Consider the following 23,714-nt stretch of genomic DNA (forward strand, 5'->3'; position numbering starts at 1 on the left):
ACCGAGGACATCGAATGAGCTTCACGAACACCATCCGCTGGGAGCCGCTCGAGGGCGGCGTCGTCAACCTCGTGCTCGACGACCCGAACCAGTCGGCGAACACGATGAACGCCGACTTCATGCAGTCGCTGACGGCGACCGTCGAGCGGCTCGAGGCCGAGAAGGACCAGATCACGGGCGTCGTGATCTCCTCCGCGAAGAAGACGTTCTTCGCCGGCGGCGACCTGAACGACCTCAAGCAGGTCACGAAGGAGAACGTCCACGAGCTGACGGCCGGGACCGAGAAGCTCAAGGCGGACCTCCGTCGCCTCGAGACGCTCGGCAAGCCGGTCGTGTCGATCATCAACGGCGCCGCGCTCGGCGGCGGCCTGGAGATCGCGCTGGCGACGCACCGCCGGATCGTCGTCGACAGCCCGAAGATCCAGATCGGCCTGCCCGAGGTCTCCCTCGGCCTGCTGCCCGGCGCCGGCGGCGTCGTGCGCACCGTCCGCCTGCTGGGCATCACGAACGCGCTGATGCAGGTCCTGCTCCAGGGCCAGCGCCACCGCCCGGGCAAGGCGCAGGAGATCGGCCTCGTCGACGAGCTCGTCGCGAGCCCGGACGACCTCCTCCCCGCCGCCCTGAAGTGGATCGCCGAGAACCCGGAGGCGGTCCAGCCGTACGACGTCAAGGGCTACAAGATCCCGGGCGGCACGCCGTCGACGCCGAAGCTCGCGGCGAACCTCCCCGCGTTCCCGGCGAACCTGCGCAAGCAGCTCAAGGGCGCGAACATGCCGGCGCCGAAGAACATCATGTCGGCGGCCGTCGAGGGCGCGCAGGTCGACGTCGACAGCGCCCTGAAGATCGAGGGCCGCTACTTCGTGGACCTCGTCACCGGCCAGGTGGCGAAGAACATGATCCAGGCGTTCTTCTTCGACCTCCAGGCCGTCAACGGCTCGCGCGGTCGCGACAAGGACCGCCAGCCCTGGAAGTCCGAGAAGGTCGTCGTGCTCGGCGCGGGCATGATGGGCGCCGCGATCGCGTACGTGTGCGCGAAGGCCGGCATCGAGGTCGTCCTGAAGGACGTCTCGCAGGAGGCCGCCGACCGCGGCAAGGGCTACTCCGAGAAGCTCGTGGCCAAGGGCGTCGAGCGCGGCAAGGTCACGCAGGAGAAGGGCGACGCCCTCCTCGCGCGGATCACCGCCACCGACGACCCGTCGAAGGCCCAGGACGCCGATCTCGTCATCGAGGCCGTCTTCGAGGACCCGAAGGTCAAGGCGCAGGTCTTCGCCGAGATCGAGCCGTTCCTCAAGCCCGACGCCGTCCTGGGCTCGAACACCTCGACGCTGCCGATCACCGGCCTCGCCGAGGGCGTCAGCCGGCCCGAGGACTTCATCGGCCTGCACTTCTTCAGCCCGGTCGACAAGATGCCGCTGCTGGAGATCATCAAGGGCGAGAAGACCTCCGACGACGTCCTGTCGAAGTCCCTCGACCTCGCGAAGCAGATCGCGAAGACGCCGATCGTCGTCAACGACAGCCGCGGCTTCTTCACGAGCCGCGTCATCGGCACGTTCGTCAACGAGGGCATCGCGTTCCTCGCCGAGGGCGTGCCGCCGATGACGATCGAGCGCGCCTCCTCGAAGGCCGGCTACCCGGCGCCCGTGCTGCAGCTCACCGACGAGCTGAACATGGAGCTCATGGTGAAGATCCGCAAGGCCACGAAGGAGGCCCTCGAGGCCGAGGGCCAGGAGATCCCGCACCACGCCGCGTTCGACGTCATCGACAAGATGATCGAGGCCGGCCGTCCGGGTCGCCTGCGCGGCGCGGGCTTCTACGAGTACGACGAGAACGGCAAGCGGACCGGCATCTGGAAGGGCCTCTCCGAGCTGTTCCCGGTCCAGACGCCGGAGGCGGGCATCGACCCCGTCACCGTCCCGCTGACGGACCTCGTGGAGCGGATGCTCTTCGCCGAGGCGATCGAGACCGTGAAGTGCCTCGACGAGGGCGTGCTGGAGACGGTCTCCGACGCGAACATCGGCTCGATCTTCGGGATCGGCTTCCCGGCCTGGACCGGCGGCGTGCTGCAGTACATCAACGGCTACACGCCCGAGGGCGCCGACGAGGCGACCGGTCCCGCCGGCTTCGTCGCCCGGGCCCGCGAGCTCGCCGCGAAGTACGGCGAGCGCTTCGAGCCGCCGGCCTCGCTCGTGGCGAAGGCCGAGGCGGGCGAGGTCTACAGCGACACGGCGCTCGCCGCCGCCTGACCCGCTCCCGGCCGCACTCGGCCATCGCCTCCGACGGGCCGCGCCGCGAGCGCGGCCCGTCCGCGTTCCGGGGCCGCTCGGCGGTCCCCGGGGCGCGCCGGCGCCCGCACGGCGTCGTGCCGCGCGGCGTGGGCGCGCGGCGGGGTCCTACACTGACGCGATCGTGGAGAGGCGAGCACGTTGCGGGTGACCATCCTCGGCAAGTCGCCGGCCTGGCAGGACGTCGACGGCGCCTGCAGCGGCTACCTCCTCGAGGAGGGCGACTTCCGGCTCCTCATGGAGTGCGGCAACGGCGTCTTCGGGAAGCTCCGCCAGCACATCGACTACACGTCGCTGAACGCCTGCGTGATCTCCCACTGCCACGCGGACCACACGCTGGACCTCGTCCCCTACAGCTACGCGCTGGTCTTCGCCCCGCGCCAGCAGCCGGTCCCCGTCCCGCCGTGGCCGGGCACCGACCATCCCGCCCGCCCGGACCTGCATCTGCCGCCCGGCGGGTCGAAGGTCATGCGCACGGTGATGACGGCGTGGGGGATGCCCGACCTCGTCGAGCGCGCGTTCCGCACCTCGGAGTACGACCCGGACGGCGTCCTCGAGGTCGGCCCGTTCCGGCTGCGCTTCGGCGCGGTGCCCCACTTCCTGCCCGCCTACGCGATCGAGGCGACCTCGACGGTCACCGGCGGCCGGTTCGTCTACGGCTCGGACTGCGCGCCGAACGACGAGCTCGTCGACTTCGCGCAGGGCGCCGACCTGCTCTTCGTCGAGGCGACGCTGCCCCGGCCCGAGCGCGCCGGGCCGCGCGGCCACCTCACCGCGCAGGAGGCCGGCGACCACGCCCGCCGCGCGCAGGTCGGGCGCGCGGTGCTCATCCACATCTCCGACGAGGAGAACCGCGAGGTCGCGCTGCAGCGCGCGACGGAGGCGGCCGGCGACGTGCCGGTGGAGATGGGCCACGCCGACGCCGTGTACGAGCTCTGAGGGAGAAGGGGTCGCGGGCCCCAGCCCGCACGTCGGCCAACGACCCCGTGCGGTCGGCGGCGAGGTGCGGGCGTCCCGCGATGACCGCTGGCGCTCCAGGGTCGCTGGCCCCAGCCCGCACGTCGGCCCACGACCCCGCGCGGTCGGCGGCCGGGGCACGCGGGCCGGGGCGGGCCGCGGGGTAGATTCCGTCCATGCGTTCCCGCGAGGGCGACCTCTTCGCCAACTTCGAGCGGATGCGCCGCGAGATGGACGAGCTGTTCGGCGGCGTGCTGGACCGCGGCCTGGGGCGCGTGCGCCGGGTCGGCTTCGAGCCCGCGGTCGACGTCTTCTACGAGACGCCGACGAGCGGCGAGGACGCCGGAGCGCCGCGAGCCGTCGTGCATGCCGAGCTCGCGGGGGTGGACATCGACCAGGTCGGGCTGGAGATCCGCGGCCGCGAGCTGATCCTCGCCGGCGCCCGGGCGCCGGTCGAGGCGGAGGGCCGCGCGTACCAGCAGGTCGAGATCGGCACCGGCCCCTTCCGCCGGGTCGTGCAGCTCGGCGCCGACGTCGTGGCCGACGAGGCCCGCGCGACGTACCGCGACGGGATCCTGCGGGTCGAGCTGCCGCTCGAGCAGCCGCGTCGCGCGCGGCGCAACGTGCCGATCTCGCACGAGGGCGACGCATGATCGAGATCGTCGCCGACCCGGGAACGGACCAGGAGATCACCGTCGGGGGCGGCGATCAGCCGCTCTCGGGCGTCCTGCCGGTGCTGCCGCTGCGCGACACCGTGCCGGTGCCCGACACGATGATCCCGCTGGCGATCGGCCAGGAGCGCTCGATCAAGCTCGTCGACGACGTGCTCGCCGGCGACCGGCGGCTCGTCATGGTCGCCTCCCGCGAGCCCGAGCTCGACACCCCGGGGCCCGAGCAGCTCTACGAGGTGGGCGTCGTGGGCCAGATCGCCCGGATGCTCAAGGTCCCCGACGGGACGCTGCGGCTGCTGGTGCAGGCCGGTGCGCGCGTGCGGGTCGGTCCCTACGAGCAGACGACGCCCTACCTCGCCGCGCAGATCGAGGAGGCGCCGGACACCGGCGTGTCGGACCCGCCGACGCCCGAGCTCACGGCGCTGCAGCGCAACGTCCAGGAGACGTTCTCGCGGATCGTCGAGGCGGTCCCGTACCTGCCCGAGGAGCTGCAGCTCGCCGTCGCGAACATCGAGGACGCCGTCGCGCTGAGCCACCTCATCGCCGGCTCGCTGCGCCTGAGCTCGGCCGAGAAGCAGGCGCTGCTGGAGGAGACCGACCTCTCGGCGCGCCTGCGCCGCCTCGTGGAGATCCTCGCCCGCGAGCTCGAGGTCATCTCGATCGGGTCCGAGATCCAGTCGCAGGTCCAGTCCGAGCTCGAGAAGGGCCAGCGCGAGTACGTCCTGCGCCAGCAGCTCAAGGCGATCCAGGAGGAGCTCGGCGAGAGCGATCCCGTCGAGGCCGAGGTCGCCGACCTGCGCGACCAGCTCGACGCGCTCGAGCTGCCCGAGGCCGTCGCCACGCAGGCCGATCGCGAGCTGCGCCGCCTGGAGTCGATCCCGCAGGCCTCCGCCGAGCACGGGGTGATCCGCAACTACCTCGAGTGGATCGTCTCGCTGCCGTGGAACGACCGCACGGTCGACGACCTCGACCTGACGCACGCCCGCTCGGTGCTCGACGCCGACCACTTCGGCCTGGACCCGATCAAGGAGCGGATCCTCGAGTTCCTCGCCGTCCGGCAGCTGAAGCCGGACGCGCGCGGATCGATCCTCTGCTTCGTCGGCCCGCCCGGCGTCGGCAAGACGTCGCTGGGCAAGTCGATCGCCCGGGCGATGGGGCGCAACTTCGAGCGGATCTCCGCCGGCGGCGTGCGCGACGAGGCCGAGATCCGCGGGCACCGGCGCACGTACATCGGCGCGATGCCGGGGACGATCGTCCGGGCGCTGCGCGACGCGGGGTCCAGCAACCCGCTGCTCATGATCGACGAGATCGACAAGATGGGCTCGGACTACCGGGGCGATCCGTCCAGCGCGATGCTCGAGGTGCTCGACCCGGAGCAGAACGCGACGTTCCGCGACCACTACCTCGACGTGCCGTTCGACCTCTCGCGGGTGATGTTCATCACCACCGCGAACACGCTCGACACGATCCCCGGGCCGCTGCGCGACCGGATGGAGGTCATCCAGCTCGCCGGCTACACCGCGCAGGAGAAGCTCGAGATCGCCAAGCGCTATCTCGTGCCCCGGCAGCTGGACCGTCACGGCCTGCGGCGCTCGACGCTGCGCTTCGGCGATCCGGCGCTGCGGACGCTCATCGAGGACTACACGCGCGAGGCCGGCGTGCGGAACCTCGAGCGCGAGATCGGCCGGGCGGTGCGCAAGATCGCCCGCGAGATCGTCGAGGGGGAGCAGGAGGACGCCGCGCCGGCGGCCGCGAACGGCCGGCCCAGGCGCGTCACGGTCAGCCGCGACCGGGTCGTGGAGCTCCTCGGCCGCGGGCCGTTCGACCGCTCCGGCCAGGAGCGGCGCAAGCGCACGAGCCGCCCCGGCGTGGCGACCGGTCTCGCGTGGACGCCCGTCGGCGGCGACGTCCTCTACGTCGAGGCGGCGGCGATGCCGACGACGCGGGCCCCGCAGGTGACGATCACCGGGCAGCTCGGCGAGGTCATGACGGAGTCGGTGCGCGCGGCGCTGACCTGGGTGCGGGGGCACGGCACCGTGGTCTCGCCGGAGCTGCCCGACGACTGGTTCGGCACCCACGACCTCCACGTCCACGTGCCCGCCGGGGCGACGCCGAAGGACGGCCCGTCGGCGGGAATCACGATCGCCACGGCGCTCTGCTCGCTCGTCAGCGGCCGGGCGGTCCGGTCGGACGTCGCGATGACCGGCGAGATCACGCTGACCGGCGAGGTCCTGCCGATCGGCGGGCTGAAGGAGAAGGCGCTCGCCGCGCAGCGCGCCGGGATCGGCTGCGTCATCGCCCCGCGCGACAACGAGCGCGACGCCGAGGACGTCCCCGAGCCGCTGCGCAGGAAGATCGCCTTCCACTGGGTGGACCGGGTCGAGGAGGTCCTGGAGCTCGCCCTGGAGCCCGCCGGCGACTGATCGCCGGTGGCCCGCGACGGCCCTCGGCGCGTGCGCCGCGGGCCGATCGGGTACTCACCGATGACGAGGCGACCGACCGGGCCGCACGGCGGCGCGCGATAGGCTCGGCGGCGACGGTCTCACGAACCCGAGACGGAGGACCATGGCGCTCAAGTCCAAGACCAAGAAGCTGGCCAAGAAGCAGGCCAAGGCCCAGGCGAAGAGCCAGGCCAAGAGGGCTCGCAAGCAGGCCAAGAAGGCCGCCGGGACCCTCGCTGCGCGCGAGGACCAGGTGCGCGACCTGCTCGAGAACGAGGACCTCCGCGAGGACCTCCGGCAGCTCGCCGATGCGGCGCGCAACGCGTACTCGCGCGTGGCCGGCAACCCGCAGGCGCTCCTGCGCGACAAGAAGGTCCACAGCGACCTGCGCACCGCGTCGGACGCGCTGCTGGACGCGAAGGCGAACCTCACGGGCAAGAAGCAGAAGAAGGCGAAGAAGCGCGGCGGCTTCGGCCTCCTCGTCGTCGCCCTCGGCGGCGCGGTCGCGGCGGTCGTCGCGGTGCCGTCGCTGCGCTCGAAGGCCCTCGATGTCGTCTTCGGGCCGGAGGAGGAGCTCGACTACACCGTCGGGACGCCCTCCGCGGCCGCCCCGGCGTCGCCGAACGGCTCCTCGCAGGCCGCTGCCGCGGCCGCCGCGCAGGACGCCTGATCCTCGACGGCCGCGACGCGGCCGTCCCTCGCGCTCCGGCGCCCACGGGCCACCCGCCACCGGCGGGTGGCCCGTCTCGTTGGGGCACGTGGCGCGTCGCCGCCCTCCGGGCTGGCCAGCCAGCCAGTAGGCTGGTCGGCGTGGCGAGCGACGATGCGACCAGGGTGCTGGCGACCGACAAGGCGATGCGGATCGTGGACGCGATGCGCTCGAGCGTCGCGCGCCGCGGCGTCGCCGGCTCGACGTTCGACCACGTGGCGCGCGAGGCGGGCGTCTCGCGCGGCCTCCTGCACTACTACTTCGGCTCGAAGGAGCAGCTGCTCGTCGAGGTCGCGCGCCGCGACTCCCAGGTCCGCCTGGAGGCGATGACCGCCGAGCTCGCCAAGGCGCAGACGACCGAGGACCTCTCCTCGCTCTGGATCCGCTCGATCTACGCGACGGTCCGCCACGAGCCCGAGTACGTGACGATGCTGCTGGAGATGTACACGCTCTCCCAGCGTCAGCCGGAGGTCGCCCAGGAGCTCGCGGCGCTGAGCCAGGCGATGAACGACGCCTTCGACCGCCGGCTGCAGGAGCTCGCCGACGAGGGGCGCATCGAGCTGCGCGCCGCCCCGGCCGTGGTGGCCGAGCTCGTGATCGGCTTCGGCCACGGCCTGTCCCTGCGATTCCTCTCCAACCCGGGTGGGGACATGGAGGGCGTCGTCCAGGCCGCGACGACGGCGATCGGGCGCCTCGTGCGCCCCGGCCCGAACGCCTGATCGGCGCTAGGCGTCGCTGCGCGCGGCGCCCATGATGATCGGGGAGATCGGCAGCGGCACCCAGCGCGGGACCGCCCGGACGTCGCGGTGCTGGACGCGCACGAACCCGGCCTCGTCGATGGCGCGAGCGGTGTGGCGGTGCGTGTGGCAGCCGCCGAACGCCCGCGGCCAGACCGTCGCGTCGAGCGCCCGCTGGAAGCCCCCGAGCGCGCCGTCCGTGGCGACGTGCTCGTAGTAGCGCAGCTCCCCGCCGGGTCGCAGCAGCCCCCGGGCGGTGCGCAGCGCGCCGACCGGGTCCGGGACGGAGCAGAGCACGAGCGAGCAGACGACCGCGTCGAACGTGCCGAGATCCGCGGCGGGGACGTCCTCGATCGGCTCGGGCCGGACGACGATCGTCGGGCCCCCGGTGACGGGCCGCGCGGCGGCCGTCGCACGGGCCTCGGCGTAGAGCAGCGGCTCGGGCTCCAGCGCGACGACCTCGGTGACGGCGTCGGGATAGTGCTCGAACATCGAGCCGGTCCCGCAGCCGATCTCCAGGACGCGGCCGCGGAGGCCGGCGGCGAGCTCCGCGCGAGCCCGACGGACCGCCGGCGGCTCGTGCCGCATGAGCCGCGACCAGACGCGGGCGAACCTCGGGTGCTGGACCTCGGCCATGCGGCGACGCTATCGCCGCCGCGGTGCCGGCCGGGTGTGCCCCGGCCCCCGGCGTCCCGGGCGTCGACGGGGCCGGGTCCCAGCGCGGGCGCCGACGGCGGGTCAGTCCGCGGAGGGCCGCGCGGCCGGGCGGGGCGGGAAGAGCCGCTCGGCGGCCAGGACCGCCGCCGCGCGCCGCCGGGCGAGCACGTCGGGGTCGTCGACGTCCTCGAAGCGGTGCATCTCGACCGCCATCAGCCAGCCCATGCTGAGGTTCACCAGGAGCATCAGGACGTCGATCGGCTCGAAGGCGTCGTCGAGGATCCCGTCGGCCTGCCCCTGGGCGATCACGGCGAGCTTCGCCTGGAGCGACCGGTGGCCCGAGGCGTCGGTGGCGGTCAGCTCGCCGCCCGGCTCCAGGCGCCCCCAGCTGACGAGCCGGAGCATCTCCGGGTGGGCGACGTAGAAGTCGAACAGGGCGCCGACGTAGCCGGGGATGTCCGCCGGGTCCAGCGACGTGCTGTCCATCACCTGCTGCAGCTGGTCGGAGGCGACCGCCGCGTGGAGCTCCTCCTTCGACCGGAAGTAGGCGTAGACGCGCTCCTTGCTCGTTCGCGCCGCCCTCGCGATCCGGTCGATGCGCGCCCCGGCCACGCCGTGCTCGGCGAACTCCTGCAGCGCTGCGGCGAGGACCCGCTCCTTCGGGGTGCTGGCGGCCGTCACGGGTGCAGCGTAGCCCGATGGGGGCCGCGCCCGGCACCTGCTATGGTGCCGAACAGAACGGTTTGGTTTGGATCAGGAGGCAGGACGGATGCAGCGACGGACGCTTGGCACGCAGGGACTGGAGGTCTCGGCGATCGGCCTGGGGACGATGGGGTTCACCCTCGCCTACGGCGACGGCAGCAGCGAGGCGGAGGCGATCACGACGATGCGCGCCGCGCACGAGGCCGGCGTGACGTTCTTCGACACCGCGGAGCTGTACGGCGGAGGAACGGGCAGCAACGAGCAGCTCGTCGGCAAGGCGGTGGCGCCGTTCCGCGACGAGGTCGTGATCGCCACGAAGTTCGGGTTCGACATGCAGGCGCAGCCCCTCGGCTCGGCCGTCGACAGCCGGCCCGCGCGGATCCGGCAGGTCGCCGAGAACAGCCTGCGCCACCTCGGGGTCGAGGTGATCGACGTGCTCTACCAGCACCGCGTCGACCCGGACGTGCCGATGGAGGACGTCGCCGGCACGGTCAAGGAGCTGATCGACGAGGGCAAGGTCCGGTGGTTCGGCTTGAGCGCGGCCGGCCCGGAGTCGATCCGTCGCGCCCACGCCGTGCAGCCGGTCTCGGTGCTGCAGACCGAGTACTCGGTGTTCGAGCGCGAGGTCGAGGTCGAGGTGCTGCCCGTGGTGCGCGAGCTGGGGATCGGCTTCGTGCCCTACTCGCCGCTCGGCCGGGGGTTCCTGACCGGGGACGTGCGGCCGGCCGCGGAGTATCCGGCCAACGACATGCGCAGCTGGGACGAGCGCTGGCAGCCCGGCAACTACGAGCGCAACCTCGAGGCGGTCCGCCGGCTGACCGACTGGCCTCCGGCAAGGGCATCACCGTCGGGCAGCTGGCGCTCGCGTGGCTGCTGGCCCAGGGCGACGACGTCGTCCCGATCCCGGGCACCCGCAGCGCCGCCCGCGTGCGCGAGAACGCCGCCGCGGTCGACGTGACCCTGACCCCGGGGGACCTCGACGCGATCCGCGCCGCGCTGCCGGCCGGCGCCTTCGGCAGCCGCTACCCGGCCGACTTCATGCCCCGGGGCTGAGCCGCTCGCGATCCGGGGCGTCGACCGGCCGACGTCCCGGGCCGCGATCCGCTCCGGCGCCGTCGCGCATCACGCCTCCTCGGAGGGCAGGCGGCCGTGCGCTCGGAGCACCGCCAGGGCCTCGACCGTCATGACGCCCCGCCAGTCCGCCGTCGCGGCGGGCGACCACGCGGGCCAGTCGAAGGTCCACCCGCCGTCGTCGCGCTGGCCCTCCGCGAGCCGGTCGAGCGCCGCCTCGAGCGTCGCGGCCGGCACGTAGCGGGCGGCGCGGGCGTCGGGTCGCGGCACGATGTGCAGCGGCCGGTGCGCCTCGTCCTCGCCGGACCCGTCGTCGACGAGCTCGGCGACGTGGGGCGCGAGGCCCTCGAGCGCGCGCTCCAGGCGCTCGCCGTCCTCGCACGACTCGAGGAAGGCGAGCAGGCCGCGCAGCGCGTAGCCGCGGCCGATCCGGTGGACCCCGGCGAGCGCCGGGTCCGGCGGCTCCGCGCACCACCGGTCGACCTCGGCCCAGAGCAGCGGCTCCGTGGCCGCGAGCCAGGGGTGCGCGACGCCGCGGCGCCGCAGCACGGCGGCGATCGGCCCCGCTTGGACCGGAGAGGGCGGCAGGCCGGGCTCGGGGACGAACCACGGGGCGTGCGGCGCGTCGGCGATCGCCGGGCCGACGAACACCGCGCCCCCGCCGCCCGTCCCGAGGCGCGGGTCCCCCGCCCCGCGCGTCGCAGCAGGCGCCTCCCGCCACAGCCAGTCCGCGGCCCCGAGCGCGAGCTCCTCGTCCCACGCGCCCTCCTCGTCGAGGATCCGCAGGGCGGTGCTGATGGCGGCCGGGTGCGCACGGGCGGACCGGGCGTCGGGCTCCAGCGCCAAGCCGAACCCGCCGTCGGCGGTGCGGTACGCGGCCACGGCGTCCCGGACGGGGACGCCGTCGCCGCCCTCGAGCAGCCGCTCGGCGCGGCGTCGCTCCAGGACGCGGGCCCCCTCGGCGAGGAAGCGGCGGGCGGCGGGAACGTCGGGCATGCGGGCATTCCACCGCACCGGGCTGCGCGGGTCTTGCACGGATCGGCCATCATCGCTCGGGTGGAAGAGGTCGCCGCGCGCTACCGCGAGCAGGCCCCGCCGCCCGCCGCGGCGGCGCTCGCGACCTGCGCCTGGGGGATGGACGCGCGATCCCCGCGGGCGCGAGCGGTGCGCGTCCTGCCCGACGCGCACGTCGACCTCGTCTGGGGACGCGGCATCGGGGCCTTCGTCGCCGGCCCGGACACGACGGCGCAGCTCTCGCCGGTCGCGTCGGACCGCCCGCTCCGCGGCCTGCGCCTGCGGCGCGGGGCGGCCGCCGCGGTGCTCGGCGTGCCCGCGCGCGAGCTGCGGGACCGCCGCGTCCCGCTGGCCGCGGTGCGCGAGCTCGCCGGACTGCCGCCGGTCGAGGACGAGCGGCTCGCCCCGGACGCCGCGCCCGACGCCGCCGCCACGGCGCTGGCGGACCTCGTCGCCGCGCGCCGCGGGCGCGCCGGGGCGTCCGAGCGGGTCGCCGCCGCGCTCGTCGGGCTGACCGGCGGCCCCGCGCTCCCGGTCCCGGCGCTCGCGGACCGCCTGGGCTACAGCGAGCGGCAGCTGCGGCGGATCGCCGACGACGCGCTCGGCTACGGCCCGACGGTCCTCGGGCGCGTGCTGCGCCTGCAGCGCTGGCTCGCCGCCGCCGAGGTCCCGGGCGCGCCCGGGCTCGCGGCCAGCGCCGCCGCGGCGGGGTACGCCGACCAGGCGCACCTGTCGCGCGACTGCCGGGCCCTCGCGGGGCTGCCGCCGGCCGCGCTGCTCGCGGAGCGCGCGGCGGCGGGGCGCCGACGGCCGGCGGACGGCGGCGGCGTCGCTCCGCGGCGGACCGGTCTCAGGCCTTCGGGGAGCGCCAGGGCTGCGCCAGGCGGCCGGCGATGAGGGCGGGCAGGTCGTCGATCGCCACGCGCTCCTGCTCGAGCGTGTCGCGGTCGCGGACCGTGACGGTGCGGTCCTCGAGCGTCTGGTGGTCGACGGTGACGCACCACGGCGTGCCGACCTCGTCCTGGCGCCGGTAGCGCTTGCCGACCGAGCCACCCTCGTCGTACTCCGTCTGGCCGACGCGCCGCAGGCTGTCGCGGATCTCGCGCGCGAGCTCCGGCTGGCCGTCCTTCTTCACGAGCGGCAGGACCGCGACCTTCACCGGCGCCAGCCGCGGATGCAGCCGCAGCACGGTCCGCACGTCCCCGCCCTCGAGCTCCTCCTCGTCGTAGGCGTCGACGAGGAACGCGAGCGTCGCGCGGTCGCAGCCCGCGGCCGGCTCGATGACGTGCGGCAGGTAGCGCTCCCGCGTCTGCGGGTCGAAGTACTCGAGCTTCTCGCCGGAGCCCTGCTGATGGGCGCTCAGGTCGTAGTCGCCGCGGTGGGCGATGCCCTCGAGCTCCGACCAGCCGATCGGGAAGAGGTACTCCACGTCGCTCGTGCCGGAGCTGTAGTGCGACAGCTCGTCCTGCTCGTGCGGGCGGAGGCGCAGGTGGTCCTCGCGGACGCCGAGGTCCGTGTACCAGTCGAAGCGCGCCTTCATCCAGTGCTCGTGCCAGGTCTGCGACTCGGCCGGCGGGACGAAGAACTCCATCTCCATCTGCTCGAACTCGAGCGTGCGGAAGATGAAGTTGCCGGGCGTGATCTCGTTGCGGAACGACTTGCCGATCTGCGCGATGCCGAACGGCGGCTTCTTGCGCGACACGGCGAGGACCTGCTTGAAGTCGACGAAGATGCCCTGCGCGGTCTCGGGGCGCAGGTAGACCGTCGAGCCCGTGTCGGCGACCGTGCCGATCTGGGTCTTGAACATGAGGTTGAAGTCGCGCGGCTCGGAGAGCTCGCCGCCGCACTGCGGGCAGCGGACGAGCGACGGGTCCTCGCCCCGCTCGACGGCGGCCTCCTGCAGGTGGTCCAGGCGCCAGCGCTTCTTGCACTCGCCGAGGCACTGCACGAGCGGGTCGCTGAAGCCCGCCAGGTGCCCCGAGGACTCCCAGACGCGCGGGTGCTGGATGATCGCGGAGTCCAGCGCGACGACGTCGTCGCGGTCCTGGAGCATCGCCCGCCACCACTCGGCCTTGACGTTGTTCTTCAGGAGGACGCCGTAGTGCCCGTAGTCGTAGGTGTTGGCGATGCCGCCGTAGATCTCCGACGCGGGGAAGACGAAGCCGCGGCGCTTGCAGAGCGCGACGATCTTGTCCATGGTGACGACGTCGGCGGAGGCCATGCGCGGATCGTACGTGGCCGACTGCGACGGCCGTTCCGCGGTCCGCCGCGCGGCCCGTTGGCACTCGCGCTCGGAGAGTGCCAAGCCGGGGTGGCGAACCGCGCGGGTCGGCCTATACTGGAATCGAGATGCCCATCTACGAGTACCGCCGGCCCGATGGCACGACGTTCGAGGTCCTGCAGAAGTTCTCGGACGACGCCCTCACGCACGATCCCGACACCGGAGTACCGGTCGAGCGGGTCCTGAGCGCCCCCGCGATCCACTTCAAGGGCAAGGGCTTCCACAACACCGACTACGGCACGAAGAAGCGGCCGGTCGGCGGCGGCGACTCCTCGCCCTCCGGGGACGCGAGCAAGAGCGACGGCGGATCGGGTGACGGCTCGTCCTCGGCGGCGTCCTCGAGCGACGCCGGGTCGTCGTCCTCCTCGAGCGGCTCCGACGGCTCGAGCGCGAGCACCGGCGGCTCGTCCTCGTCCGGCGGCGCGTCGAGCGCCCCCGCCGCGGCGCCCAGCTCCTGAGGCGCCGGCGGTCCGCGCGATGCCGATCTACGAGTACCGGCGGCCGGACGGCTCGACGTTCGAGGTCGTCCAGCGGATGGCGGACGAGCCGCTGACCCAGGACCCCGACACGGGCGAGCCCGTGGTGCGGGTGCTCCACGCGCCGGCGATCCACTTCAAGGGCTCGGGCTTCTACACCAACGACGTGGGCACGGTCCGGGGCAACCGCGAGCTCGAGCGCGCCGCCGAGGCGGGCGCCGACGCGCACGACGACAAGATGCGCGCGCAGCGCGCCGAGCGCCAGAAGGCGGCGAAGGCCGCCGATCAGCGGCGTGCCGACCAGGCGCGGGCACGCGAGGCCGCGAAGGTCCGCGGCGACGCGGCCCCGAAGGCCACCGTCCCGAAGCCGAGGCCCAAGCCGCAGCCCTGACCGGCGGCAGGCTGCCTACGCATCGGTAGCCGGATGACGCTACCGGCCGGTAGCCTTCCGCCGATGAGCACGCCGACCGGCCCGCCCCGCCTGACGCCGCGCGAGCGCGTCGAGGCACGGCTGCTGTCCCGCGCCGCCCGCCTCTCGCCGACCACGCGGCGCCGGCTCGGCGAGCGCCCGATCGTCGTCGAGGGGCAGACGCTCGACCCCGCGACGCAGACGATGCTCCAGATCCAGCGCCTCGCCCGCGAGCCACTGATCGAGACGCTCGACCTCGCCGGCGGCCGCGCGTCGCTGCGTCGCGGGTCGCTCCTGACGGCCGGCCGCCCGACGCCCGTCGGCGCGGTCCGCGACCTGCGGATCGACGGGGCGACCGGGCCGCTGCCCGCCCGCCACTACCGCCCGCCGGGCGACGCCGACGGGCGCCCGCTGCTCGTCTTCTTCCACGGCGGCGGCTACGCGACCGGCGACCTCGACACGCACGACGCGCCGTGCCGCGTGCTCTGCGCGCACGCCGGCGTCCACGTCCTCGCGGTTGACTACCGGCTCGCGCCCGAGCACCCGTTCCCGGCGGGCCACGAGGACACGCTCGCGGCCTGGCGCTGGGCGGTGGCCCACGCCGGGGAGCTCGGCGCGGACCCGAAGCGCCTGGCGGTCGGGGGCGACAGCGCCGGCGGCAACTTCTCGGCGACGCTCGCGCTCGCGACGGCGCGCAACGGGGAGCGCGCCCCCGACGTGCAGCTCCTGCTCTACCCCGGCATCGACTTCGTCGAGGAGCGGCCGTCGCGGCAGACGTTCGGCAAGGAGTTCTTCCTCACCGCGCCGCTCATCGAGTGGTTCCTCGGGCACTACCTCGACGGCGTCGAGCACGACCCCCGCGACCCGCGGCTCTCGCCGATCCACGCCGAGGACCTCTCCGGGCTCGCTCCCGCGATCGTCGTGACCGCCGGCTTCGACCCGCTGCGCGACGAGGGCGAGGCCTACGCCGCCGCGCTCGCGGCCGCCGGGGTGCCGGTGATCCAGCGGCGCCACGCCTCGCTCATCCACGGCTTCATCAACCTGCTCGGGGTCGGGACCGCGTCCCGCGAGGCGCTCGTCGAGACCGCCGGGACGCTGCGCGGACTGCTCGAGGCGCCGCCGCGGCGCGGGCGGCGTCGCGCGCCGCGCAAGGCGGCCGTGGGGGCCTGACCGGACCGGGCCGGGCACCCCCGGCCCGACCCGCCGCTACTTGTCGAACTTGCGGCGGGCGCGGTCGATCGTCGACGGGCTGACGGTCAGGCCGGCTCCGCCGTCGGGCAGCGTCTGCACCCCGACGGGCTTCAGCACCTGGCTCGACCCCCCGCCCGGCAGGAACTGCCCGATCGCGACCCCCAGCAGCGAGAACCCGCCCATGTCGGTCTTCACTGCCTGCGGCGCCTTCCACGCGATGAGCGGCAGGCGCGCGAAGCCGGCGGGGGAGAGGACGCGCCGCTTCATCGCCGAGAGGATCTGCTGCTGGCGGCCGGCGCGATCGACGTCGTCCTGACCGGCGTCGCAGGTGTTCTTGCGCACCCGGGCCAGTGCGAGCGCCTGCCGGCCGGTCAGGTGGTAGCTGCGACCCTTGCGCAGGCGGAACGACGTGCCGCCGAAGTACCGCCCGGTGCCGGACGTCACCCCCGAGCGGCCGTCCTTGCCGCTGCCACCCGAGACGACGGCGGTCAGGCAGGTCTTCGCCTGGAACGAGACGCCGCCCATCGCGTCGATGAGCCCCGGGAAGTTCGCGAAGTCCATCTCCGCGACGTGGTGGACGTCGATCCCGGTGAGGGACTCGACCGCCTGGACGCTGCCCTTCGTCCCGCCGAAGACGTGGGCGGCGTTGATCTTCTGCAGCCCGTGCCCGGGCAGGTCGACCACGGTGTCGCGCGGGATCCCGAGCTTCGCGTTCGCGAACCCGCCGGTGCGCATGAGCATGATCGTGTCCGTGCGCGAGTTGCTCTCGCCGCCCTCGGCGCCGGGCTCCTTGGAGCCCTTCGGTCGCGCGTCGCTGCCGAGCACGAGGACGTTCGTCGGCGTGAACGGGGCGCCGCCGCCGCCGAGCAGGTCGTCGGCGCCGCCGCCGTCCTGGTGGATCTGCGCCGAGACGAGGAAGAGGAGCATCGAGAACGCGACCCAGGCGACGGCGAACCCGACGACGCAGCGGGCGATCCGCCGCCCGAGCCCCGGCCGGCGGCGCCGCGGGGCGCGGGCGCGGCCCGGCTCCTCGCCGGGAACGTGCTCGCCGTCGTCGGCGCGGCGGCCGAACCGGCGCCGGGCCTGGTAGGTCGTGTACGGCAGCCGCGCGCCGGGACCGGCGCCGGACTCGTCCGCCGGTCGCCGGGGGGTGGCGCCGCGCGGACCCGGCCCGCCGGCTCCGGGATCGCGCCGCGCGCGCCGTCCGGTGCCGTAGACGGTGTAGCCGGGAGCGGCGGGGCGACGTCGCCCGTCGCCCCCCTCCGGGCGGCTCTCGCCGCCGCGCTCGTCCGCGTCATCCCGCTCGGGCATCACGGGTATGGTGCCGCGCGTGCCTGCGGGGTGCGTCATCGGTGTGGACCTCGGCGGGACGAAGCTCCTCGCCGGGCTGCTGGACGACGACCTCCGGGTGCTCGACCGCGCGTACTCGCCGGCGCCCCGCTCCGACGACCCGGAGGAGCTCCTGACGGTCGTCGTCGACGAGATCCGCGCGCTGCTGCAGGCCGCTGCCGACGGGCATCACGGGCCCGTGACGGCGGTCGGCGTCGGGATCCCGTCGCTCATCGACCGCGCCCGCGGGGTGGCGGTCTCGACGGTCCACCTGCCGCTGCAGGGGGTGGCCGTGCGCGACGAGCTGCAGGACCGCTTGCAGCTGCCGGTCGCGCTCGACAACGACGCGAACTGCGCGATGCTCGCCGAGTGGCGCCTGGGCGCCGCGCGCGACTGCGGCGACGCCGTCCTGCTGACGATCGGCACCGGGATCGGCAGCGGCGTGGTGGCCGGCGGGCAGCTCCTGCGCGGCGCCACGGGGGCGGCGACGGAGCTGGGGCACATGGTCATCGACTTCGACGGCCCGCCCTGCCAGGGCGCCTGCCGCAACCACGGGTGCCTCGAGGCGCTGGCCTCGGGGTCGGCCCTCGGTCGCGAGGGCCAGCGGATCGCCGGTCAGCGGCCCGGGTCGCGCCTGGCGCAGCTCGCCGCCGACGGCACGACGATCACCGGCCAGCACGTGACGGAGGCGGCCCGCGAGGGCGACCGCGCCGCCCGGGAGGCCGTGGAGCGGATCGGCACGCTGCTCGGCGTCGGGATCGCGAACGCGATGAACGTCTTCAACCCCGAGGCGATCCTCATCGGCGGCGGCGTCTCCGCGGCCGGCGAGCTGCTCCTCGGCCCGGCGCGGGCGGAGGCCCGCCGACGCGCGCGGCCGCCGGCCGACGAGGCACGCGTCGAGCTCGCGCGGTTCGGTGCCGACGCGGGGATGATCGGCGGCGGGGTCCTCGCTCGCGAGGAGCTCGCGTGAGCGGGCGGCTCGTCGTCTGCGCGACGCCGATCGGCAACCTCGACGACGTCACCGCGCGGGTCCTCGACGCGCTGCGCGCGGCGGACGTCGTCGCCTGCGAGGACACCCGGCACACCCGCACGCTGCTGCAGCGCTTCGCGATCGACGTGCCGACGGTGAGCCTCCACGAGCACAACGAGGCGGCCCGCTCGGTCGAGCTCCTGGAGCGCGTGCGCGGCGGAGCGCTCGTGGCGCTCGTCAGCGATGCCGGCATGCCGGTGATCAGCGACCCCGGCGGGCGGCTCGTGGCCGCCGCGCGGGACGCGGGCCTGCCGGTCGAGGTCCGACCGGGCGCGAGCGCGCCGGTCGCGGCCGTCGCCGTGGCCGGGATCCCGGTCGACCGATGGCGCTTCGTCGGCTTCCTGCCACGCCGGGCGAGCGAGCTGCTGGAGCTCCTGGACCGCGACGAGGCGACGGTCGCGTTCGAGTCGCCCAAGCGCCTGCCGGCGACGCTGCGCGCCATCGCCGACGCCGATCCGTCGCGCGTCGTGGCGGTCTGCCGCGAGCTGACGAAGCTCCACGAGGAGGTCGTGCGCGGGCCGGCCGGGGAGGTCGCCGCGCGGTTCGCCGACGGCGCCCGCGGCGAGATCACGCTCGTCGTCGCGGCGGCCCCGGCGGGCCAGGGCGATCTCGGCCCGGCCCTCGACGCCGTCCGTCGGCTCGTCGAGGACGGGGCCCGCGCGCGGACCGCCTCGCGGGTCGTCGGCGAGCTCACCGGGGTGCCCGCCAACGACCTCTACCGCGCGCTGCACGCGACGGGCTGAGCGCCGCCGCGTCGGTCAGAGCGCCTCGGTGAGCTCGCCGAGGCGGTCGGTCAGCCGGAGGTTCTCGCGGTAGTCGACCGGGCACGCGATGACGGTGACGCCGTCCGAGGACAGGCCCTCGTCGAGCGCCGGGCGCAGCTCGTCGGCGGCGCCGATCCGGACGCCGCGGCCGCCGAAGCTCTCCGCGAACGCGACGACGTCGGGGTTGCCGAAGCGCACGGACGAGGAGCGGCCGAGCTCCATCTCCATCTTCCACTCGATGAGGCCGTAGCCGTCGTCCTCCCAGACGAGGACGCAGAGCGGGATCTTCTCGCGGACCGCGGTCTCCAGCTCCTGGGCGTGCATGAGGAACGCCCCGTCCCCGCAGGCGGCGAGCACGCGCCGCTCGGGCAGGACGAGCTTCGCCGCCAGCGCGCCCGGCAGGGCGAAGCCCATCGTCGAGAGCCCGTTGGAGAGCAGGCAGGTGTTCGCGGCGTACGTCGGGTAGAGCCGCGCCATCCACATCTTCACCGCGCCGGTGTCGGCGAGCACGACGTCCTCGCGGTCCAGCGCGGCGCGGACGTCGGCGACGACGCGCTGCGGGGCGACCGGGAACCGGTCGTCGGCGGCACCGCGCTCGAGCTCGTCGGCGAGCATCCGCGACGCGTCGCAGGAGCCGGCGTCGAGCACCGGCGGCGCGCCGTTCGGGGCGGAGGCCTCGCCGGCCTCCTGGCGGCGCGCGAGGCCGGCGGTGAGCAGCTCGAGCGACCGGGCGATCGACCCGTGCAGGCCCACGGCCACGGGGTAGTGCGCGTCGACCTCGGCCGGGAACCGGTGCACGTGGACGATCTCGGCGTCGCCGTCCGGGTTGATCTTCACCGGGTCGAACTCCTGCAGCTCGTAGCCCACCGCCACGATCGCGTCCGCCGCGTCGAAGCCGAAGTTCACGTAGTCGTGGCGCATGAAGCCGACCGCGCCGAGGCCGAGCGGGTGGTCGTCGGGGAAGACGCCCTTGCCGTGGAAGGTCGAGGCGACGGGGATGCCCGCGCGCTCGACGAACGCGATGAGCTGCGCCTGCGCGCCCTCGCGGGCCGCCCCGTGCCCGGCTAGGACGATCGGGCGCTCGGCGGCCAGCAGCACGTCGAGGGCCCGCTCCACCTGCGCGTCCGTCGGCTCGTTCGGCCGCACGCGATCGATGCGCAGCGGTCGCAGGTCCTCGGCGATCTCCGCGCCCTCGATGTCCTCCGGCACGGCGAGGTAGACCGCGCCGGGCCGCTCGGTCTGGGCGGTCTTGAAGGCCTTGCGGACGATCTCGGGGACGGACTCCGGCGTCGGGACGAGCGCCGACCACTTCGTGATCGGGGCGAACATCGGCACGAGGTCGATCCCCTGGTGGGACTCCTTGTAGGAGCGGTCGCGGCCGACCTGCGCGGAGAGGGCGATCAGCGGCGTGCTGTTCGTCGTCGCGTCGGCGACGCCGAGCTGCAGGTTGATCGCGCCGGGGCCGAGCGTCGCCGAGCAGACCGCGGCCCGCTGGGTCAGCCGGCCCCAGATCTCGGCCATGAACGAGGCCGCCTGCTCGTGGCGGACGAGGACGTAGCGGATCGGCGAGTCGCGCAGCGCGTCGACGAAGTGGATGTTCTCCTCGCCCGGGATCCCGAACACGACCTCGACCCCCTCCTGCTCGAGGCAGTCGACGAGGAGGTGGGCGGCGGTACGGGTCATCGAGGCTCCGGGTGAGGACGCGGCGTCCCGCCGAACGTACCCGTTCGCCGCGACCGGCATGCCGGGGCCGGTGCCGCGACGGGCGCCGCCGGCCGGGGCCGGAGGCCGAGCGGTGCGCCCTGCGTCGCCTGCGTCGCCTGCGCCTCCCGGACGACCGGGCGTCGTGCCGGGCATCGCCGCGAGACCGGTCGCGGCGGCTGGCGGCTGGCGGCCCGCAGGCGTCGCGCGACGCACGGCCCCGGCGGTCCGCTGGCCCGCCCGACGATGGCCGTCTCGCGTCGCGCGGGGGGCACGCGTCGACGGACGGTGGCGACTCCGCGACGGCCCGTGCCGGTGTCGGCCCGTGTGCGCGCCGGAACGGCGCAGCCCGCCGGGAACGGGCCGGCGGCGTCCTACGGTCGCGCGATGGACGCGCCACCCGCCCTCGTGCGACCGGTCGACGGACCCGTGACGGCCGGCTACCGCTACGACCGTCGCGCGCCCTTCCGTCGCGGGCGGCGTCGCGTCGTCCGGTTCTCCGTCCCCGCGGGCGCGCCCGTCCGTGCGCCGTGCACCGGGCGCGTGACCTTCAGCGGGCGGACGCCGCGATCGCGGACGGTCACCGTGCGCTGCGGCGCATGGGCGGTGACCGTGTCGGGCGTCGCGCCCGGCGCCGTCGCGCGCGGACGCCGCGCGACCGCCGGGCAGCGGCTCGGACGGGCCGGTGGCCGGACCGTCGCGCTCGGCGTCCGTCGCCCGGCGGACCCCTTCGGCTACGTCGACCCGACGCCGCTGCTCGCGGCGCCCCGTGCGCCGCGGCGGTTCGTGCCGCTCGGCCCGGCGCCCCGCGGACGCCTGCGCACGCCGGAGCGCGCGCCGCGGGGCGCACCTGCGCCCCGGGGCACGCCACTTGCGCGCGTCGCGCCGCCGGTGGCCCCCGCCGACGTCCCGACGCCGAGCCTCCAGCCCGCCCCCGGTGCAGCGGTCCTCCGGCCCGGGGACCGCCCGGCGCCGCCGTGGGCCTGGGTCGGTCTGGCGCTCGCGGCCGTCGGCCTGCCGGGGCTGGCCCTCGGGCGGTCGGCGGTGCGCCGGGCGGCGCGCACGCGCCGCCACTCCGGTGGCGGCGCGGCGGCGTCGAGCGAGAGGACGCGCTGATGGCGAGGACGTACCGGGACGTGCGCCGGATCCGGCGCAAGCCTGGGTGGGAGAGCGTGCGCGCGAGCGGATCGCACGAGCGCTGGCGGGCCCTGGCGGCCGCTCGACGACCGTGCCGGCCGGCGGGCGCGACGACCACGAGGCCGCGCCGGGCACGCTCGCCGCGATCCGTCGCGACACGGGCATCGAGGAGCTGGGACGAGCCCGATCGAGACGACGCCGAAGGCCACGAGGGGGACGGTGCCGGTCCTGGTCGTCCTCCACCGCGCCGGGGACGGCGGCTGGGGCGCGTGCTCGCCGCACGTCCCCGGGGCGTTCGCCCACGGCGACGCTCCCCAGGGCGCGGTCGAGGACCGGCACGCCGCCGTGGCGTTCACGCGCGAGGAGCCCGGCGCGTTGCGGATCGTGGACGTCGACGTCATCGACGGCGATCACGACGCCGTCGCGTTCACCCGCATCCCCGCGTGGCTCCACGCCCGGCACCGGTCCCACGGCGCCCCGACCGCCGACACCGCGCCGATCGCCGGACCGCCGACGGGCTGCGCCGCGTCGCCGCCCGGGGCGCCCGGGGGACGGGCGCAGCGGGTCCCGCCGGTAGCCTGCAGGGGGCATGGGCTACGAGGTCACGACCCCGATCTTCTACGTCAACGCCGCTCCCCACCTGGGTCACGCGTACTCGACGATCGTGGCCGACGTCCTGGCGCGTCACCACCGGCAGCGCGGGGACGACGTCCTCTTCCTCACCGGCACGGACGAGCACGGCGAGCCCGTGGCGAACGTCGCCGCCGACCGGGGGATCTCCCCGCAGGAGCTCGTCGACGAGAACGCGCCGAAGTTCGAGGCGATGCGCGGGCCCCTGGAGTCCTCGTCGGACTTCTTCATCCGCACCTCCGACCCGCGGCACAAGGCCGCGGTGCAGGAGATCCTCACGCGGGTCCGCGAGAACGGGTGGGTCTACGAGGGCGAGTACGAGGGCTGGTACTGCCCGAAGTGCGCCGACTTCAAGACCGAGTCGGAGATCGCGGAGGGCAACACCTGCCCGATCCACGGGATCCCGCTGAGCCGCGAGAAGGAGCGCAACTGGTTCTTCCGCCTGTCGGCGTTCCAGGAGCCGCTCGAGCGGCTCTACGCGGAGCGCCCCGACTGGGTCGTGCCCGCCGTGCGCCGCAACGAGGCGCTCGCGTTCATCAAGGGCGGCCTGCAGGACGTGTCGCTCAGCCGCAGCGCGATCAGCTGGGGCGTCGAGGTCCCATGGGACCCCGAGCACGTCTTCTACGTCTGGTGGGACGCGCTCCTGAACTACGTCACCGCGCTGCGGTTCGCGCGGCCCGGCGAGGACCTGACGGCGAGCCACTGGCCCGCGGTCCACGTCATCGGCAAGGACATCCTGAAGTTCCACGCGATCTACTGGCCGGCGCTCCTGCTCGCCGCGGGCCTCGAGCTGCCGAAGCGGCTGCTCGTCGGCGGCTTCCTGCTCGTCGGCGGCGAGAAGATGAGCAAGTCCAAGGGCAACGTCTTGGACCCGTTCGAGGCCGTCGAGGCGTTCGGCGCCGATGCCGTGCGCTTCTACCTCCTGCGCGAGGTGAGCTTCGGCAACGACGGCTCCGTCTCGCTCGAGGGCCTGCGGGCGCGCTACGAGACCGAGCTGGCCAACGACCTGGGCAACCTCGCCTCGCGGAGCCTCGCGATGGTCCGGCGCTACCGGGACGGGATCGTCCCCGACGTCGCGGTCGATCCGGAGATCGCCGCCGCGTTCGCGGGCCTGCCGGACGCCGTGGCGGGCCTGCTGGACGACGGGCAGGTGAGCCAGGCGCTCGACGAGATCTGGCAGCGCGTGCGGCGGCTGAACCGCTACGTCGAGGAGCGCGCGCCGTGGACGCTCGCGAAGGCCGAGAAGCCGGGCGCGGCGGGGGAGCCCGGCGCCGCGCCGGACGCGCTCGACGTCGTCCTGCGCACGCTCGTGGAGGGGGTGCGGTCGGTCGCGGTCCTCCTGCACCCGTGGCTGCCGGCGGCGACCACGACGCTCCTGGACGCGCTCGGCGCTCCGGACCTCGACTGGGACGGGGGCGCCCTCGGCGCCCGGGGCGCGTCCGCCGAGCCCGTCGGCGAGCTCGCGCCGCTGTTCCCGAAGGACCTGCCCGCGCTCGCCTGAGCCGCGGACCGCCCACGCCGCCCG

At 74.9% G+C, this 23,714-nt stretch carries 20 protein-coding genes and 1 pseudogene; 15 read left to right on the plus strand and 6 right to left on the minus strand.

The features are described 5' to 3' along the window. Window positions 1–14: 14 nt before the first annotated feature. From SK069_RS06205 to SK069_RS06230, 6 genes are all read left to right on the plus strand, one after another. Window positions 15–2,243: a 3-hydroxyacyl-CoA dehydrogenase NAD-binding domain-containing protein gene (locus tag SK069_RS06205; RefSeq protein ID WP_319953329.1), complete on the plus strand. Its 2,229-nt coding sequence runs from the start codon at window positions 15–17 to the stop codon at window positions 2,241–2,243. Between the two features lie 186 nt (window positions 2,244–2,429). Next, on the plus strand, window positions 2,430–3,221 hold the full coding sequence (locus SK069_RS06210; protein ID WP_319953626.1) for an MBL fold metallo-hydrolase: 792 nt from the start codon (window positions 2,430–2,432) through the stop codon (window positions 3,219–3,221). 194 nt (window positions 3,222–3,415) lie between these two features. Then, window positions 3,416–3,892: an Hsp20/alpha crystallin family protein gene (locus SK069_RS06215; RefSeq protein ID WP_319953330.1), complete on the plus strand. Its 477-nt coding sequence runs from the start codon at window positions 3,416–3,418 to the stop codon at window positions 3,890–3,892. Continuing rightward, entirely contained in the window at window positions 3,889–6,333 is a 2,445-nt protein-coding gene (lon, locus tag SK069_RS06220; RefSeq protein ID WP_319953331.1) for an endopeptidase La, read from the plus strand. The genes SK069_RS06215 and lon overlap by 4 nt, the downstream gene beginning before the upstream one ends. Window positions 6,334–6,475: 142 nt before the next feature. Beyond that, window positions 6,476–7,021, plus strand: coding sequence for a hypothetical protein (locus SK069_RS06225; protein WP_319953332.1), 546 nt, complete (start codon window positions 6,476–6,478; stop codon window positions 7,019–7,021). Window positions 7,022–7,161: 140 nt separating this feature from the next. Further along, window positions 7,162–7,779, plus strand: coding sequence for a TetR/AcrR family transcriptional regulator (locus SK069_RS06230; protein ID WP_319953333.1), 618 nt, complete (start codon window positions 7,162–7,164; stop codon window positions 7,777–7,779). 6 nt (window positions 7,780–7,785) lie between these two features. Here SK069_RS06230 and SK069_RS06235 read toward each other — a convergent pair whose 3' ends face one another. Both SK069_RS06235 and SK069_RS06240 read right to left on the minus strand, forming a co-directional pair. Further along, window positions 7,786–8,433, minus strand: coding sequence for a class I SAM-dependent methyltransferase (locus SK069_RS06235; RefSeq protein WP_319953334.1), 648 nt, complete (start codon window positions 8,431–8,433; stop codon window positions 7,786–7,788). A gap of 102 nt (window positions 8,434–8,535) precedes the next feature. Next, window positions 8,536–9,135 (minus strand): TetR family transcriptional regulator, encoded by a 600-nt coding sequence (locus tag SK069_RS06240; protein WP_319953335.1) that lies wholly within the window; start codon window positions 9,133–9,135, stop codon window positions 8,536–8,538. 88 nt (window positions 9,136–9,223) lie between these two features. Between SK069_RS06240 and SK069_RS06245 the strand changes: the two are divergent. After that, window positions 9,224–10,209, plus strand: a pseudogene (locus tag SK069_RS06245) (aldo/keto reductase). A 69-nt stretch (window positions 10,210–10,278) separates the two neighbouring features. Here the strand turns inward: SK069_RS06245 and SK069_RS06250 are convergent. Then, on the minus strand, window positions 10,279–11,223 hold the full coding sequence (locus SK069_RS06250) for a hypothetical protein (protein WP_319953336.1): 945 nt from the start codon (window positions 11,221–11,223) through the stop codon (window positions 10,279–10,281). 60 nt (window positions 11,224–11,283) lie between these two features. Between SK069_RS06250 and SK069_RS06255 the strand changes: the two genes are divergently transcribed. Then, window positions 11,284–12,138: a helix-turn-helix domain-containing protein gene (locus SK069_RS06255; protein WP_319953337.1), complete on the plus strand. Its 855-nt coding sequence runs from the start codon at window positions 11,284–11,286 to the stop codon at window positions 12,136–12,138. On the opposite strand, the gene SK069_RS06260 is transcribed toward SK069_RS06255, so the two are convergent. Then, complete coding sequence (locus SK069_RS06260; protein WP_319953338.1) at window positions 12,092–13,462, minus strand: glycine--tRNA ligase; 1,371 nt, start codon at window positions 13,460–13,462, stop codon at window positions 12,092–12,094. The genes SK069_RS06255 and SK069_RS06260 overlap by 47 nt on opposite strands. Window positions 13,463–13,590: 128 nt before the next feature. Between SK069_RS06260 and SK069_RS06265 the strand changes: the two genes are divergently transcribed. The 3 genes from SK069_RS06265 (at window position 13,591) to SK069_RS06275 (ending at window position 15,577) form a co-directional block, all read left to right on the plus strand. Continuing rightward, complete coding sequence (locus SK069_RS06265; protein WP_319953339.1) at window positions 13,591–13,980, plus strand: FmdB family zinc ribbon protein; 390 nt, start codon at window positions 13,591–13,593, stop codon at window positions 13,978–13,980. 19 nt (window positions 13,981–13,999) lie between these two features. Beyond that, window positions 14,000–14,389, plus strand: a complete 390-nt coding sequence (locus tag SK069_RS06270; protein ID WP_319953340.1) for an FmdB family zinc ribbon protein — start codon at window positions 14,000–14,002, stop codon at window positions 14,387–14,389. A gap of 90 nt (window positions 14,390–14,479) precedes the next feature. Continuing rightward, a complete protein-coding gene (locus SK069_RS06275) occupies window positions 14,480–15,577 on the plus strand; it encodes an alpha/beta hydrolase fold domain-containing protein (RefSeq protein WP_406628264.1) in 1,098 nt (365 codons plus the stop codon). 36 nt (window positions 15,578–15,613) lie between these two features. Here the strand turns inward: SK069_RS06275 and SK069_RS06280 are convergent, their stop codons facing one another. Continuing rightward, a complete protein-coding gene (locus SK069_RS06280; protein WP_319953342.1) occupies window positions 15,614–16,909 on the minus strand; it encodes an LCP family protein in 1,296 nt (431 codons plus the stop codon). A 19-nt stretch (window positions 16,910–16,928) separates the two neighbouring features. Between SK069_RS06280 and SK069_RS06285 the strand changes: the two genes are divergently transcribed. Together SK069_RS06285 and rsmI are read left to right on the plus strand one after the other, a co-directional pair. Next, the gene (locus SK069_RS06285; RefSeq protein ID WP_319953343.1) at window positions 16,929–17,897 is read left to right on the plus strand and encodes an ROK family protein; all 969 of its coding nucleotides are present in this window, start codon (window positions 16,929–16,931) and stop codon (window positions 17,895–17,897) included. After that, complete coding sequence (gene rsmI, locus SK069_RS06290) at window positions 17,894–18,700, plus strand: 16S rRNA (cytidine(1402)-2'-O)-methyltransferase (protein WP_319953344.1); 807 nt, start codon at window positions 17,894–17,896, stop codon at window positions 18,698–18,700. Before SK069_RS06285 ends, rsmI begins: the two co-directional genes overlap by 4 nt. Before the next feature lie 15 nt (window positions 18,701–18,715). Here the strand turns inward: rsmI and SK069_RS06295 are convergent, their stop codons facing one another. After that, window positions 18,716–20,404: an acetolactate synthase large subunit gene (locus SK069_RS06295; protein ID WP_319953345.1), complete on the minus strand. Its 1,689-nt coding sequence runs from the start codon at window positions 20,402–20,404 to the stop codon at window positions 18,716–18,718. Window positions 20,405–20,809: 405 nt separating this feature from the next. Between SK069_RS06295 and SK069_RS06300 the strand changes: the two genes are divergently transcribed. Together SK069_RS06300 and SK069_RS06305 are read left to right on the plus strand one after the other, a co-directional pair. After that, the gene (locus SK069_RS06300) at window positions 20,810–21,538 is read left to right on the plus strand and encodes a hypothetical protein (RefSeq protein WP_319953346.1); all 729 of its coding nucleotides are present in this window, start codon (window positions 20,810–20,812) and stop codon (window positions 21,536–21,538) included. 610 nt (window positions 21,539–22,148) lie between these two features. Further along, complete coding sequence (locus SK069_RS06305; RefSeq protein WP_319953347.1) at window positions 22,149–23,690, plus strand: class I tRNA ligase family protein; 1,542 nt, start codon at window positions 22,149–22,151, stop codon at window positions 23,688–23,690. The last annotated feature ends 24 nt before the right edge of the window (window positions 23,691–23,714 follow it).

This window comes from Patulibacter brassicae (assembly GCF_033949425.1).
Classification (GTDB): Bacteria; Actinomycetota; Thermoleophilia; order Solirubrobacterales; family Solirubrobacteraceae; genus Patulibacter; species Patulibacter brassicae.